This is a genomic window from Collinsella sp. AF05-9 (assembly GCF_003465595.1).
Lineage (GTDB): Bacteria > Actinomycetota > Coriobacteriia > Coriobacteriales > Coriobacteriaceae > Collinsella.
The window spans coordinates 85,588-99,745 of sequence record NZ_QSBB01000003.1 but is presented as its reverse complement, the minus strand read 5'-3'; the positions used below and the strand labels follow the sequence as shown (position 1 = coordinate 99,745).

11 protein-coding genes and 1 tRNA gene are annotated in these 14,158 nt (G+C 52.9%); 5 read left to right on the top strand and 7 right to left on the bottom strand.

Translation table 11 applies throughout. The features are described 5' to 3' along the window. Positions 1–143 precede the first annotated feature (143 nt). The 4 genes from DWV43_RS01900 (at position 144) to DWV43_RS01885 (ending at position 2,381) form a co-directional block, all read left to right on the top strand. Entirely contained in the window at positions 144–980 is an 837-nt protein-coding gene (locus DWV43_RS01900) for an ABC transporter permease (RefSeq protein ID WP_233539173.1), read from the top strand. A gap of 9 nt (positions 981–989) precedes the next feature. Then, entirely contained in the window at positions 990–1,757 is a 768-nt protein-coding gene (locus DWV43_RS01895) for an ABC transporter ATP-binding protein (RefSeq protein ID WP_117816841.1), read from the top strand. A gap of 18 nt (positions 1,758–1,775) precedes the next feature. Continuing rightward, positions 1,776–1,849, top strand: a tRNA-Arg gene (locus DWV43_RS01890). 55 nt (positions 1,850–1,904) lie between these two features. Then, positions 1,905–2,381: an adenylyltransferase/cytidyltransferase family protein gene (locus DWV43_RS01885; RefSeq protein WP_117816889.1), complete on the top strand. Its 477-nt coding sequence runs from the start codon at positions 1,905–1,907 to the stop codon at positions 2,379–2,381. 51 nt (positions 2,382–2,432) lie between these two features. Here DWV43_RS01885 and DWV43_RS01880 read toward each other — a convergent pair whose 3' ends face one another. Then, a complete protein-coding gene (locus DWV43_RS01880; RefSeq protein ID WP_117816842.1) occupies positions 2,433–3,581 on the bottom strand; it encodes a phosphorylcholine transferase LicD in 1,149 nt (382 codons plus the stop codon). 887 nt (positions 3,582–4,468) lie between these two features. Further along, positions 4,469–4,885, bottom strand: a complete 417-nt coding sequence (locus tag DWV43_RS10300) for a glycosyltransferase (protein WP_233539174.1) — start codon at positions 4,883–4,885, stop codon at positions 4,469–4,471. A 352-nt stretch (positions 4,886–5,237) separates the two neighbouring features. Here DWV43_RS10300 and DWV43_RS01870 point away from each other — a divergent pair, with 352 nt between their 5' ends. Further along, positions 5,238–8,633 carry an RICIN domain-containing protein gene (locus DWV43_RS01870; RefSeq protein ID WP_158569806.1) on the top strand — a complete coding sequence of 1,132 codons (3,396 nt, stop codon included), beginning with the start codon at positions 5,238–5,240 and terminating at the stop codon, positions 8,631–8,633. Between the two features lie 258 nt (positions 8,634–8,891). Here the strand turns inward: DWV43_RS01870 and glf are convergent, their stop codons facing one another. From glf to aroC, 5 genes are all read right to left on the bottom strand, one after another. Continuing rightward, on the bottom strand, positions 8,892–10,016 hold the full coding sequence (gene glf / locus DWV43_RS01865; RefSeq protein ID WP_117816844.1) for a UDP-galactopyranose mutase: 1,125 nt from the start codon (positions 10,014–10,016) through the stop codon (positions 8,892–8,894). Positions 10,017–10,094: 78 nt separating this feature from the next. Further along, positions 10,095–10,532: a type II 3-dehydroquinate dehydratase gene (gene aroQ, locus DWV43_RS01860; protein ID WP_117816845.1), complete on the bottom strand. Its 438-nt coding sequence runs from the start codon at positions 10,530–10,532 to the stop codon at positions 10,095–10,097. 99 nt (positions 10,533–10,631) lie between these two features. Continuing rightward, positions 10,632–11,870, bottom strand: coding sequence for a shikimate kinase (locus DWV43_RS01855; RefSeq protein ID WP_117816846.1), 1,239 nt, complete (start codon positions 11,868–11,870; stop codon positions 10,632–10,634). After that, entirely contained in the window at positions 11,871–13,016 is a 1,146-nt protein-coding gene (pheA, locus tag DWV43_RS01850; RefSeq protein WP_117816847.1) for a prephenate dehydratase, read from the bottom strand. A gap of 43 nt (positions 13,017–13,059) precedes the next feature. After that, positions 13,060–14,157, bottom strand: coding sequence for a chorismate synthase (gene aroC, locus DWV43_RS01845; protein WP_117816848.1), 1,098 nt, complete (start codon positions 14,155–14,157; stop codon positions 13,060–13,062). Between the last annotated feature and the right edge of the window lies 1 nt (position 14,158).

The following is a 14,158-nucleotide window of genomic DNA, read 5'->3' as shown; positions in this document are numbered from 1 at the left end:
TATTTGGCTCGTCATGTTTATGGCGAGCCTTTTTACTGTTGGTATTTACTGGATTGCATGATGCGCAATGGAGAGCTTCGCTCTTACGGGTATTATTACTCTTAAATTATTGTTGATATTGGAAATGGACGGCGGAGCTGTTAATGATATCTAAAAGCGATCAGGGAATGATTGTCTCCTCTCATGCGAAGAATGAGGTAGAGAAAGATCGATTTATTCTCAAGCAGCTGGTTACCAAGGATTTTAAGATTAAATATCGGCGGAGTTTTTTGGGCGTTGCTTGGTCCGTTTTGAATCCGCTGCTTATGATGATTGTTATGGCTGTTGTCTTTTCGACCATCTTTGCCCAGGGGCGAAACGGCGCAGTGAGTCCTGAGCTTTACCCTCTGTATCTTATCGTGGGTAATGTTACTTTTTCCGTAATGTCGGAATCTACTAACCAGGCTCTCATGTCCATCATTTGGGCGTCATCGCTGCTAAAGAAAGTAAAAGTCCATCGATGGGTTTTCCCTGTTCAGAAGGTGCTCTTTTCGCTTGTTAACTTTGGTTTTTCCCTCATCGCCGTTGCCATTGTTATGATTTGGTTCCATGTTGTTCCCACTTGGCATTTGATTCTGCTGCCCGTCTGTCTCTTCCTTCTCATGCTTTTTTGCATGGGGTTAGGTATGATGCTTTCGGCTCTAACCGTATTTTTTCGCGACATCATGCACTTGTGGAGTGTTGTGATTACTGCTTGGACCTATCTCACTCCCATTTTCTGGACAACAGACTTTATCGGCAAGATGCCGCATGTTGTTCGCATTATCATGTACGCGAATCCCATGTATAACTACATTCAGTTTATGCGCGATATTTTCTTGTTCCAGACGACTCCGACTTTTTTCACGGTTGGTATGTGCGTAGCTTGGGCTGTTGTTGCCCTTGTATTGGGATACGTCGTATTCCATAAGTCAGAGCACAAGTTCATTCTCTATATCTAAGGATTGACCATGCCTTTTTCTGTTAAGGATTACGGGGATCAGCCTCTTGCCGTTGAAGTCAAAGACGTAACTATGATTTTCAATATGGCCTCAGAGTCCCTCACTAATCTTAAAGAGTATTTTATTAAGCTTGCAAAGCATCAGCTCTTTTTTGAAGAGTTTCGAGCCCTAAAGCACATTTCTTTTGATATTCATCGAGGCGAAGTTGTAGGTCTCGTTGGTACAAACGGATCCGGCAAGTCAACCATGCTTAAGATTATCGCCGGTGTACTCGAGCCTTCTGAAGGCGAGGTAAAGGTTCATGGCAACATCGCACCTTTGATTGAGCTTGGTGCAGGCTTTGATGCCGAGCTCACTGCCCGTGAAAATATTTATCTCAATGGCGCACTCTTAGGCTATACAAAAGAGTTCGTTGATGCCAATTTTGACGGCATAATTGAGTTTGCCGAGCTTCAAGATTTTGTTGATATGCCGTTGAAGAATTTCTCTTCGGGTATGGTTGCCCGCATTGCCTTTGCAATCGCGACTATCACTGAGCCAGATATTCTGATTGTCGATGAGACGCTCTCTGTCGGCGATGTATTCTTCCAAGAGAAATGCGAGCGTCGTATCCAGCATTTTATTGAATCTGGTGATGTTACCGTCCTTTTCGTTTCTCATTCTATGGAGCAGGTTGAGCGTATTTGCCAGCGTGCTGTGTGGATTGAGAAGGGTGATCTTAGGATGGATGGTCCCGTGGATGATGTTTGCAAAGCGTATCGAGATCAGTTCAAGTAGGCTATACTTTTCTTGTTTGCTCCATTAGCTCAGTTGGATAGAGCAGGGGACTTCTAATCCCAAGGTCGACGGTTCGAATCCGCCATGGAGCACCCTTTGTATCTCAGAGCCATCTTTATGATGGCTCTTAATCTATTGGAGTATGGAATGGGCTCGCTTTCATCTGTTCGCCTGGAAGCTAATTCTGAACTGCTTTCTTCGAAGTATTCCGAACCTGGTGGCCGACATTCATTAAAACGAGTGCTGACATACGGAACGTTTGATTTGCTTCACTATGGTCACGTGCGACTTCTTCAGCAGGCTTCAAAACTTGGCGATTATTTGATTGTTGGCCTTTCAACGGATGAGTTTAATTCGCTTAAGGGTAAGAAGAGTTTTTATCCATATGAGGTCAGGCGTGAGATGCTTGAGGCGCTGCGGTACGTTGATTTGGTAATTCCGGAAGACAGTTGGAATCAGAAACTGGGGGATATACAGGCGTATCATGTTGATATAGTTTGTATGGGTGGCGACTGGAAAGACGATGAGCGATTTGAAGCTCTTAGACCGTATTGCGATGTTGTTTATTTACATCGCACTGCCGGCATCTCGACTACAGAGGTAAAGAGTCGTCTTGCTCAGTAAAAAAGTCTTCCGGTGCATCTTAATGGTGCACCGGAAGACTTTTATGGCTTGCTAGTCACTAGCAATTATTTTTCTGATTGCATTATTTGCATTTCCACATTCGAGATCATCATGATTTACGTGTTCAAAATGCGTATTGATATCCTTTGGAAGATCGTATATGTTGCCATAACGGCTCCAGAGAAAGATATCAGGATTGCACGGCGCTTTAAGCTGTTCCCCTTCAAATTCTATTTGCTGTGTAGGGTACAAATCTTCGATAGGATAGACCCACTGCCTTTGTTTGCCGTCATCTAGATTATCGATAGACCACATGATGCCGACTGCATCTTTCTTATCACAGATGAGTCCAGCTTCCTTAGACCTTTCTAGGCAGCTGTCAAAGTGTTTCTGGATGTTACAGTTTTTTTCGCCCGAATAGTAAGGTTCATTTTTCCAAAAATCGAGCTCTGAATCTGTTTCCATTTCCTCAACCATTGTCCGCCGTAATTCCCTTTGCTTTTCAGCGTAGTCGTTATCAATCGAGGGTGCCCAGTCATAGATAAACAGATCAAGGAAACATGGGATATCCTCATCGTTATAGAGAAAACGAATTTGACGACAATGCACATAGTGATCATAGACAACAGTAATTTTATATCTACGGTCACTGCGGACAATTTCCTGTAACCTTTCGAGATCATCTCGCATTATGCCAAGATCAGTATCATCGTCCCAAGGTATGAATCCTTTGTGTCTGATGGCACCGATAAGGGTTCCGAAATTAATCCAGTAGTCTATGTTATTGTCTTTGCACAGCGCGTCGAATTCTCCGAGCAATTTTCCGCATCCGAGCTGGAGTAGGCGAAGACCGCCCTCTGCTTTGGGCAGTTCTCTGAAAAAGCGTTTCTTGGCGTCCTGTATGCTCTCGCCCGGTTTCCGATAGTTGTCCCAAGCGAACATCTTCATGTGTTCGTCGTGTGCGTCAATATCGTTAGCGATAGATTCGATCATGGGGATAGTTCGACAATCAAACTTGTAATCGATATTCATGTTAATACCGTTATCGGCGGTCTCGACTCGTTTATAAAGACGCTCAATCTGTTCTTGCGTTTCTTGTTGGAAACGAATGATGTTATCACGAAGGATTTGAATGTCGTTGTGCATGGCGTGTAGGGAACGCGAGGAACCTGGGAGGAATTGTTTAATCTTACTGAGCATAAAAGGCTTCCCTTCATAAATGGCTTCCAATAGCTCATGGCAAATTTGGTGCGTAAGTGGAATTGGAAGGGTTAAAGTGTCTTGATTGTTTGCGTGACAGGGGAATCTTCCTATTAATAGAATTCCAGCTTTTATTGTTTAACTATAAATTATATTATCGACTTTCTCCTATTGTGAATGGCACAAGAACTGTGCTTGGAATATTAATTCCCTTCTGCAGCACAAAGGCCTATTTTAATTTCTAAGTGCAATGCTGCTATTGGTCTAATGGGGCGACGATAATTGATTCAACTATGGTTGTTGCTGAATCAATTGAAAACGTTGACACGGGCTGCCGCTTATTTCCTGAGTCGGTAAGAGGCGCCTTAATACAGTGGCTACTGATCGTTTGTCTTATTTACCTTAGGTTCCCATTCCTTTCGCTCCACCTCGGAGACGGAATCCAATATGAAGCCTGTGGCGGGCGACAATCCGTACAGGAACATAAATGCGACTGCGAGTCTTGCGGTGGGGAAGCGAGGCATCAAACCGGTGGCAAGGTATTCTGTGATGAGAGGAAATCTTATGATAAGACAGATAACCGCAAAGACGAGCGCAACAAGCGAGAAGAATTTAAGCGGACGGTAGTCCTTAAAAGGGTACCGATCATGGCAATGACTCTAATAACATCGCTTATGGTATTGAGTTTGGACTCCGATCCAGCCGGGCGGTCGCGGTACTCGATGGATACATCTTTGATCCGGCAACGATGGTCGATCGCGTGGATGGATAGTTCTGTTTCGATTTGGAAGCCTTCGGAGAGCTCGGGAAGCGTCTTAACGAAGAGCTTGCTTTGGCACGATAGCCAGTCATGACGCCGTCAGAGCTGTAACCATAAATCCACTTGATCATGCTGCGTACAAGGTTGTTGCCAAATTCGTGAAAGCGCGCTTGTTCTCCTCTGCGTACGTTCCGTTGGACAGACGATCACCGACGGTTATATCAGCTTCGCCGGCAAAGATGGGTTTGCACAAATCGTGCACTGACTCCGCCGGATAGGTGTCGTCTTCATCGGCCATGAGATAACAATCGGCCTCGATATTACGGAACATTTGACGGCATACGTTGCCCTTGTCTTGTCGGGGTTCAAATTTTACGGACGCTCTGTGTTCACGTGCAATTTGCACAGTGCTATCAGTCGAATTGTTGTCATAGACATAGATTGTGGCTTCAGGCAGTTCGCGGTGAAAATCGTCTACAACCTTGGCGATGGTCGGCGCTTCGTTGCAACAGGGAATGATTACGGCAATATCGCTTGAATTCACGTTGCTCTCTATGGTTTTGTTTGTGACCGTAAGAAGCATAGTCGTTGGTTATTTAGTCTGGTTTTAATGACTTTAAAACCAGATGGAATTCATTCATGAACCGTGCTTTTGTTTAAACACTGGCCGTAAGACATAGGGATGACTTACGGCCCAATTTGTTAATCTGGACCGTGGTGTGCTTCAATCGTCGCATAAAGAGACCCAGTGCAGCAATTTCACCGCTTGTCGATTTCCGTATTGCTCTAATTGGGCTGTTCGTTCAAGGTGTAGTTAAGTAGTGTTTAGGGGATTAGGTGATTTGATGGTTGGTACTGATGCGGTTCGAATCTGCATTCGAAAACGATCGAGGGGAATGGCACTGCTTCTCTTATTCATCGCGTTTTGCGTAATGCCAACTCAGGCAGAGGCCAAGAGCTATGCTGAGCTTGATGACGGTGTTTACACTATCACTAATGTTATTGCCGATAAATCATTGGATGTTGCGGGCGGTTATTGCGTTAACGGGTCGAACGTGCAGGTTTATGAAGGTAATCATACCTATGCCCAGGCTTGGAGAATTTCTAAGAAAGGGTCCTCTTATTCCATTGAGAATTCGATTACCGGCATGGTGCTTGATGTTGCTGGTGGTTCAAAAATAGCGGGTGCTAATGCGCAGCTATATGATTCGAACAACACGCAGGCTCAACGATGGAAATTTGTCCAGAATGCTGACGGATCGTATTCGATTCGTTCTGACTGCAATGATTTATTTCTTGATGTTTCCGGTGGAAGCTCAAAAAAAGGAGCTAATGTCTGCCTTTATACGTCAAATGGCACCAAGGCGCAAAAATGGAGGGTCGAGCGCGTCACTCAACCTGTTAAAGACGGCTCCTATCGTATTTCTACCGCTCTGTCGGATAAAAAGATGATTGACCTTTGGGGCGGATCTTTAGATAACGGAGCCGCTGTTCAAATCTACGAAGATAACGATTCGTTGGCTCAGGCTTGGAATGTTGTGTTCGATCAGAATACAGGATACTATTCCATTTTCTCTGCGCTGTCAGGTCGTTCATTTGATATTCCTGGTGGTTCCAAGTCTTCCGGCGTGCGCATTCAGCAGTACTCATCTAATCGAACTCCGGCACAGCAATGGCGTCTTTTGCAGACTTCTGACGGTCACATTGAAGTTGTCTCGGCACTAACAGGTAGGGCGTTGGACGTTCCCAGTGCTTCTCTTTCTAATGGCAACCAACTGCAAATGTATCAGGCCAACCATACTGACGCTCAAAAATGGACGTTCAACACGTCTCCAGTAGATCATTCTGGTTCTTTCCAGCTTAAGACAACTGTTGACGAATCAGGTGTTCTTGACGTTTCCGGTGGGTCAAAGGATTCTGGTGCTGCATCGCAGCTTTGGAGTTCAAATCTGTCTCTGGCGCAGAAGTGGGTGCTTGAGCGTCAAGATGATGGCTCGTATACCTTTAAAAATGCCAACTCGGGCCTGTATTTGACGGAAATCGCGAAAAGTGGAATCGAATATCGTAAAGAGCCTTCGGGTTATTCATACTGGATCTTGGATGCTAGCTTAAACGGGGGATATCGTATTAAAAACAAACAGTCCGGCAGATGTATCGATCTTTCCGGTGGATCGAGCGCTGCTGGTAACAGTGTTTCTACGTACTCGAGTAACGGAACCAAGGCCCAATCGTGGTTGCTCGTCCCATGCAATTTGATTGAGAATGGTGACTACTATCTGCTAAACCAGAGTGGCACCAGGCAAGTTCTTGATGTTCCGAACGCTTCGTCTGACGGGGGACTTGCGCTTCAGACGTACGTTTTCAATGGCTCGGCGGCTCAACAGTGGCATCTCGAGAACACGGGCGGCGGTTTCTTTACCATTAAGAACATCAACTCGGGTTTGTGTCTTGATGTTCGCTCAGGCCGTGCCAAATCGGGGACCATTGTCCAGCAGTATGCCGAGAACGATACCAAAGCTCAGTCTTGGAAGTATGTTCCTACTTTCAGCGGTGGTTATATCCAGTCTGCGCTCGGTGACTATGCGCTATCGACCAAGCGCGGGGCCGAATCGGGTGTGCTCGCTATTATTTCTATCGACATGACAACTCCGCAGTCCGAATGGGAGTTTAGGAATGTTAGCAATCCCGGCGATCTTGTCATTTCGCATAGCGCGGCTGCGTCTGAATACAATCTGAGTCTTCGCTCGGACTCGCTTGAAATTGGAATGACCTTTGATCGTTACGGCAATGCGCACTTTGCGCTTCCGTCTGTTTTTGACCTTAACACTGCTCAGCTTGTATACAGCGGCGGGCCGGAGACGTCTATTACCGTAGGAGACTACTCTGTTGGACTTACCGTGGGGTCTTCGGTGACGTTGAGCGATCTTGGCCTGACAAGCAGTGTAAACTCTGATAATCCGATTGCCGTTCGATCCGCCCTTGATGCGGCCGATTTGTTCACGTTTGACATTAAGCAGACCGCTGGCGTGGCTTCGATGTTTATTAGCAGCGACGATCCGGTCAATTATGGGCGTGGCTACATCGAATCGAGTGGAGATCATACTGCAGTTGCTACCGGCTCCATGAAGCTTGTTGACGCCTCCGGCGTCTCTGTGTATGACGGCGCATTATCTCAGATTAAGGGCCGCGGCAACAGCACATGGATGATGGACAAGAAGCCATATCAGATCAAGCTCGATAAGAAGGCCGACCTTTTGGAGACGGGCGATAAAGCGAATAAGAATAAGACCTGGGTGCTTTTGGCAAACGCTTACGATGGAACTTCGATGCGCAATGCTGCGGCATATTCGCTTGCGTCTGCATTGGGAACTCATGCACCGATTGAGTACCGTGCCGTTGATCTGTATTATGACGGACAATACCGCGGTGCCTATATGCTCTGCGAGAAGGTCCAGATCAACTCGGGTCGCGTGGACATCGACAACCTTGAAGACGCTAACGACGCCGTTAATGGCGGGACAAGCTATCAGCTTGTCGAGGGGGTTAACTCTTGCGGTAATCGAATGAAGTACGCTACGGGACTGCAAAATCCCTCCGACATCACGGGCGGCTATCTGATTGAGTTTGATCAGGAGCGCTATGTGAATGAGGGCGCCTGGTTTAGCGTAGATTCGGGAAACGGCGTACTGTACTTTGTGTGCAAGTCGCCTGGTGTTTGGACCAAGGATGAAGCTGAATATTTGAGTTCTCGTTTCCAGGAATTCTTCGATTGCATTCGCAACGGAGGTGTCAATCCTGAGACGGGAAAAACGACGGCGGATTACTGCGACATTGATTCTCTTGCGCGCCTTTACTGGCTCAATGAGATCACCAAGTGCGTTGACGGTTTTAATTACTCGTCAACGTATCTGTTCAAGAATTCTGATACCTCTGGCGACTCGCGGTTTGTTTTCGGTCCAGCCTGGGATTTTGACTTGGCGATGGGAAACGCTCTTTCATCCCAGTCAAGTGACAGTTACTTGTCGCCGCAGGGTTGGCATACGCGCAATGCTCTTTTAGGCTTTCGTCTGCTGCAGGATCCGACGGTTCGCGCTGCTGTTGATGCCGTCAAGCAGGAAGTGCTTGACGAAGCCCGGGGGTGCATCAATGGGCAGGATTACCTTGCGTATGAGTCCAGTGTTGCTACCTCTGTGAACATGGAGTCCATACTGTGGGGTGTCTCTTCTGAGTCTCCCGATGATGTACGCGCATGGCTCAACAGTCGTCTGGATTGGCTTGAGACGGCGCAATAGGGCTTTAGACTGATTTTTTACGTCCGTGTTTAGGGTCTTGTTGTTTTATTTGGCTATTTACTGAGGTCGTTCGACTTGCGTCGGGCGGCCTTTTCTGTTCATGAGTAACTCATGGGCTGGGCCGTTTGCTTGATCGCCGCGAATTTTGGCATCGCGGTGCGCTTGATTGCTCCACAAATAAGCCCGGTACAGCGATTGATGCTGCACCAGGCTTTCTGCTCTTGTGTATATGGCTGTCTGCCTTTGTCGTTGAGCTCTCTACGCCTCAGTCGGCTCCACGCCCAGCTCGTTGCGGACGAGCTCGAAGGCGGCGGCGATGGCCTTGTCCATGTCGTAGTACTTGTAGCCGCCCAGGCGACCGGCAAAGATCACGTCGCCCTCCTGCGCCGCCAGCTCCTCGTACTGCTTGTACAGGGCCTCGTTCTTGGCGTCGTTGATGGGGTAGTAGGGCTCGTCGCCGGGCTTCCAGTCGGCCGGGTACTCGCGCGTGATGACGGTCTTGTCCTGCGTGCCGAACTCAAAGTGCTTGTGCTCGATGATGCGCGTGTAGGGGATCTCGCGCTCGGTGTAGTTGACCACGGCCACGCCCTGGTGGTCCTGCTCGTCGAGGGTCTCGGTCTCAAAGCGCAGGCTGCGGTACTCGAGCGTGCCCAGCTTAAAGTCGTAGAACGCGTCGATGGGGCCGCAGTAGATCGTCTTGGCGGCGATATCGGGCTCGGCGGCGATCAGCTCCTTGTATTCCACGCCGCAGCGCACCTCGACGCCCTCGAGCATGTTGGCGACCATCTTGGTGTAGCCGCCCATGGGGATGCCCTGGTAGCGGTCGTTGAAATAGTTGTTGTCGTAGGTAAAGCGGCAGGGGAGGCGCTTGATGATGTTCGCGGGCAGGTCCTTGCAGTCGCGGCCCCACTGCTTCTCGGTGTAACCCTTCACGAGCGTCTCGAAGATGTCGCGGCCGACGAGCGACAGTGCCTGCTCCTCGAGGTTCTGCGGCTCGCCGATGTTCTCGGCGGCCACCTGCTCGGCGATCTTGGCCTTGGCGTCCGCCGGCGTGACGACGCCCGGCCACATCTTGGCGAAGGTGTTCATGTTGAAGGGCATGTTGTACATGTTGCCGTGGAAGTTGGCTACCGGCGAGTTGACGTAGTTGTTGAACTCGGCGAAGCGGTTGACGTAGTCCCAGACATCCTTCATGGAAGTGTGGAAGATATGCGCGCCGTAGCGGTGCACCTGGATGCCCTCGACGTCCTCGGTGTAGATGTTGCCGGCAATGTGATCGCGGCGATCGATGACCAGGACCGACTTGCCGGCGCGCTTGGCGGCATTGGCAAAGACGGCGCCCGAAAGGCCGGCACCGACGACAAGGTAATCGTACTGGGACATGGATATGCTCCTTTGTATGTCAATTGGACAGTTACTTTAGTTTAGGGACAAACCTTTCTGACTCATTTCCCCCAGTGATTAGTGTAGCAGATACCCTTTCAGCAGCTCCAGCGCGTGAGCGTAGCCTTGGAGGCCTTCGCCGGTGATGGTGGCAAAGCATGCCAGGCGTGCATAGCTCACCTGACGGAAGTCCTCGCGCGTCTCGACGGCGCTGATGTGGACCTCGACGGCAGGGATGGCGACGGCCTTGAGGGCGTCGAGGATCGCCACGCTCGTATGCGTGTAAGCTGCCGGGTTGATGACGATGCCGTCGACCTTGCCGTATGCCTCCTGGATCTTGTCGACGATGCTGCCTTCGTGGTTAGACTGGAAGACCTCGACCTCGTCGAAGTCCTGTGCGGCGCCCGCTTCCTGGCAGATCTGCACTAAGCGGTCGTAGTTGTCGCTGCCATAGATGCCCGGCTCGCGAATGCCGAGCATGTTGAGGTTGGGGCCGTTGATGACGAGTGCTTTCATGGTTGCTTCCTTTGCGGTTGGTTGGCGTGGCCGGTCTTATGGTCTTCGACGTTTGCCCAGATAAAACCTGCCAAAATAAACCTGTCCCTTTTTGGTAGGTTAGAGGGTTTCGACGATGGCGGCCGCGGTGTTGGCGGCGCAGTCGCGTGAGTCGATGATGTAGTCGGCCCAGGCGCGGTAGCGCGGCATGCGCTGCTCGGCCAGCTTGTCGATGCCGTCGCGGGCGGTGATGGGGCGACCCTTGTGGGCGAGTTCGTCGAGCTTGCGGTTGAGCATCACAATCTGGCTGTTCTGGTGCAGCAGCGGGTAGTTCTCGTCGCGCGTGACCACGCCGCCGCCGGTGGAGAGCACCAGGCCGCTGCGCTTGGAGATGTCGGCCAGTGCCGCCGTCTCCTGCTCGCGGAAGGCCGGCTCGCCGCGCTCGACGATATAGTCGGCACAGGGCATGCCCAGGCGTTCCTCGAGGGCGCGGTCCAGGTCGATATGCTCGCGTCCCGTGAGCAGGGCAATCTGCTCACCAACGCGGGTCTTGCCCGAGCCCGGCATGCCGATCAGTGCGATGTTCTGTTCGCGGCGTGACAAGCGCTCCGTTACGTCCAGGATGCGCTCACGCGGGGTGACCTGGCCGGTATAGCGCTCAACGGCTTGCGCCGCCTGGGCCACGAGCATGAGCAGGCCGCCGATGCAGGGGATGTCGCGGCGCTCGGCCTCGAGCATCAGGCCCGTACGGGCAGGGTTGTAGACAATGTCGATAACGCCTTCGAGCGCATCGAGCCCTTCGAGCGTGCAGGGGGCGTCGGGGCAGTGGGGGAACATGCCGGCGGGCGTGCAGTTGACGAGCAGGGCAGCGTCGGACTGCTGCGAGATATTGTCGTAGTTGACCTCGCTCGTGCGGCCCACGGGCACGACGGTGGCGCCCAGATCGCCGAGCACCATACTGGCCGTAGTACCCGCGCCGCCGGTGGCTCCGAGCACGAGAGCCTTCTTGCCGGCAACATCAACCCCCAGCTCCTCGACCAGGCACTGAAAACCGAAGTAGTCGGTATTATCGCCGCGCAGGCGGCCGTCGGGCAGGCGCGTGATGGTGTTGACGTTTCCCATACGCTCGGCGAGTGGACTCAGCTCGTCCAGGTATTCCATGACGGCGCGCTTGTAGGGGATGGTCACGTTGGTGCCCTCCCATTCGTTGCCTGTCATAAAGGCCTCAAGATCCTCGGGCTCGCGCTCAAATCGTACGTACTCGAGCCCCGCGAGCTCCTTGTAGATGGTCGGGGTGTAGCTGTGGCCCAGCACGCGGCCCAGCACGCCGTAGGGGCGGGTTGCGGCGACATCGGTCATCTAGAGCACCTCCGTGTAACTGCCAAAGTAGGTGAAGCTCTCGCACACGTCGTCGATGGAATCGAGCAGGTCATCGAGGGCCTTGCTGCCAAAGGGGCAGTCCAGGTCAAAGTAGAACATAAACTCAAAGTCGTGCCCGGGGATGGGGCGGCTCTCGAGTTTGATGAGGTTGATATTGAGCGCGTAGAAGCGCTCGAGTACGCGATAGAGTGCGCCCGGCTCGTTGGCCGTGGTAATCATGAGCGAGGTGCGGTTGGCGCCGGGGTAGACGCGTGGCTCGCGGCTGATGACGACAAAGCGCGTGTAGTTGTTGTCCGAGTCCTGGATGTTGGGCTCCAGTACCTCCAGGCCGTAGAGTGCGGCGCAGCTGCGCGATGCGATGGCGGCAACATCGGTGCGCTCGGAGCTGGCGACCATCTCGGCCGACATGGCGGTGTTGGGGTACTTGGTGGCGTGCAGGCCGTGCGCCTCGATAAAGCCAGCGCACTGCGCGATGGCCTGACCGTGGCTGTAGACCTCGCGTATGCCCGCGAGCTTGGTGCCGGGCTTGACGAGCAAGTTGTGGTCGATCTTGAGGCGCAGCGAGCGCACGATATGGAAGTCGAACTGGGCGAGCAGGTCGTAGACGGCGTTGACCGAGCCGGCGGTGGAGTTCTCGATGGGCAGCACGCCAAACTCGCAGAAGCCGTCGCGCACGGCGCGCATAACGCCTTCGAAGGTCTCGAAAAACGCGATGTCGGGCACGTCGAAGAGCTTGCACGCGGCGATCTGGCTGTAGGCGCCTTCGACGCCCTGGCAGGCGACGGTGGCCGTCTGGGGGAAAGGCGTGTCAAAGGCCACGGCCGTAGCGTGGGCCTGTTGCGAGACGGTGATGCCCTTGAGTTCGTTGATGTAGCGCTGCTGCTCGGCCTTGCTCATGCTCATGAGGAGGCGGAACAGGGTGATGGTTTGCGCCTCGTAGCGCTCGGGCGCGCGGCTGGCGAGGTTGTTGAGCTTGGAACGCTCACGGGCGGGGTCGAAGACGGCCTTGCCCATCTCGATTTTTGACTTGGCGACCTCGGTGGCAATGTCCATGCGCTCGACAAAGCTGTTGAGGAGCGTGGTGTCGATGCCATCGATGGCCTGGCGGATGTCAGCAAGGTCCATGGAGACCCCTTTCACGTGTCGGGGGATGTTGAGGGGTTGGTAGTTAGCGCTGGGCGGCGTCTTCGAGGAGGGCGTCCCAGATGGCGAGGGCGGCGGCTGCTTCGGCTACGGGGACAGCTCGGGGGACGATGCAGGGATCGTGGCGGCCGTGGACCGAGAGCTCGGCATTTTCCATAGCGTCCATGTCCACCGTCTGCTGCTCGCGGCCAATTGAGGGCGTCGGCTTTACGGCCATGCGCCACATGACGGGAGCGCCGGTCGAAATACCGCCCAGGATGCCGCCGGCGTTATTGGATTCGACCTCGATCTCGCCGGTCTCGGCATCGATTCGATACGGATCGTTGTTCTCGCTGCCGCGCATGGCGGCCACGGCAAAGCCCATGCCGAACTCCACGCCCTTTACGGCGGGAATGCCAAACGCGATTTGCGCGATGCGGTTCTCGATGCCGTTGAACATGGGGTCGCCGATGCCTGCGAGAAGCCCGTAAATGCCGCACTCCACGATGCCGCCGATGCTGTCGAGTTCGTCGCGCGCGGCTAGGATCTCCTCGCGCATGCGGCCGGCTGCGGCGGCGTCAATGCACGGCAGATCGTTCGTAAGGATCGCCTTGCGGTCGGCCTCGCGATAGACCATATCGTCCATCGGCAGGTCGGAGATGCCGCCGATCTGCGCCACATGCGCCATCACTTTAATGCCGCGGGCCTCGAGTGCCTGCAGCGCAATGCCGCCGGCGATGCACAGGGGTGCCGTTAGGCGGCCGGAGAAATGCCCGCCGCCGGCGACATCGTGCATGTTGTGATACTTCACGCGCGCAGGGAAGTCCGCATGTCCGGGACGGGGCTTGCGGCGCAGCTCGGAGTAATCCTTGGAGCGCGTGTTGGTGTTCTCGATAATCGCGGCGATGGGCGCGCCGGTGGTATGTCCATCGACAACACCGGCGATGATGTGGGCGGCGTCGGCCTCGCGGCGTTTGGTCGCGGTCTCGTCGCGACCGGGGGCACGACGGTCAAGGAAGGCCTGCAGCCGCTCCTGGTCAACAGCGATGCCCGCCGGGATGCCATCGAGGGAGCAGCCGATGGCGGGGGAGTGCGACTGGCCGAAGATGCTTAAGTGCAAGACGTTGCCAAAGGTCGAGGACATG

Bases quoted from the DNA above. Each gene is read 5' to 3' on its own strand.
- DWV43_RS01895 (WP_117816841.1), top strand. From the start codon at position 990: ATGCCTTTTTCTGTTAAGGATTACGGGGATCAGCCTCTTGCCGTTGAA.
- pheA (WP_117816847.1), bottom strand. From the start codon at position 13,016: ATGGACCTTGCTGACATCCGCCAGGCCATCGATGGCATCGACACCACG.
- glf (WP_117816844.1), bottom strand. From the start codon at position 10,016: ATGTCCCAGTACGATTACCTTGTCGTCGGTGCCGGCCTTTCGGGCGCC.
- aroC (WP_117816848.1), bottom strand. From the start codon at position 14,157: ATGTCCTCGACCTTTGGCAACGTCTTGCACTTAAGCATCTTCGGCCAG.
- DWV43_RS01900 (WP_233539173.1), top strand. From the start codon at position 144: ATGATATCTAAAAGCGATCAGGGAATGATTGTCTCCTCTCATGCGAAG.
- DWV43_RS01885 (WP_117816889.1), top strand. From the start codon at position 1,905: ATGGGCTCGCTTTCATCTGTTCGCCTGGAAGCTAATTCTGAACTGCTT.
- aroQ (WP_117816845.1), bottom strand. From the start codon at position 10,532: ATGAAAGCACTCGTCATCAACGGCCCCAACCTCAACATGCTCGGCATT.
- DWV43_RS01855 (WP_117816846.1), bottom strand. From the start codon at position 11,870: ATGACCGATGTCGCCGCAACCCGCCCCTACGGCGTGCTGGGCCGCGTG.
- DWV43_RS01870 (WP_158569806.1), top strand. From the start codon at position 5,238: ATGGCACTGCTTCTCTTATTCATCGCGTTTTGCGTAATGCCAACTCAG.
- DWV43_RS01880 (WP_117816842.1), bottom strand. From the start codon at position 3,581: ATGCTCAGTAAGATTAAACAATTCCTCCCAGGTTCCTCGCGTTCCCTA.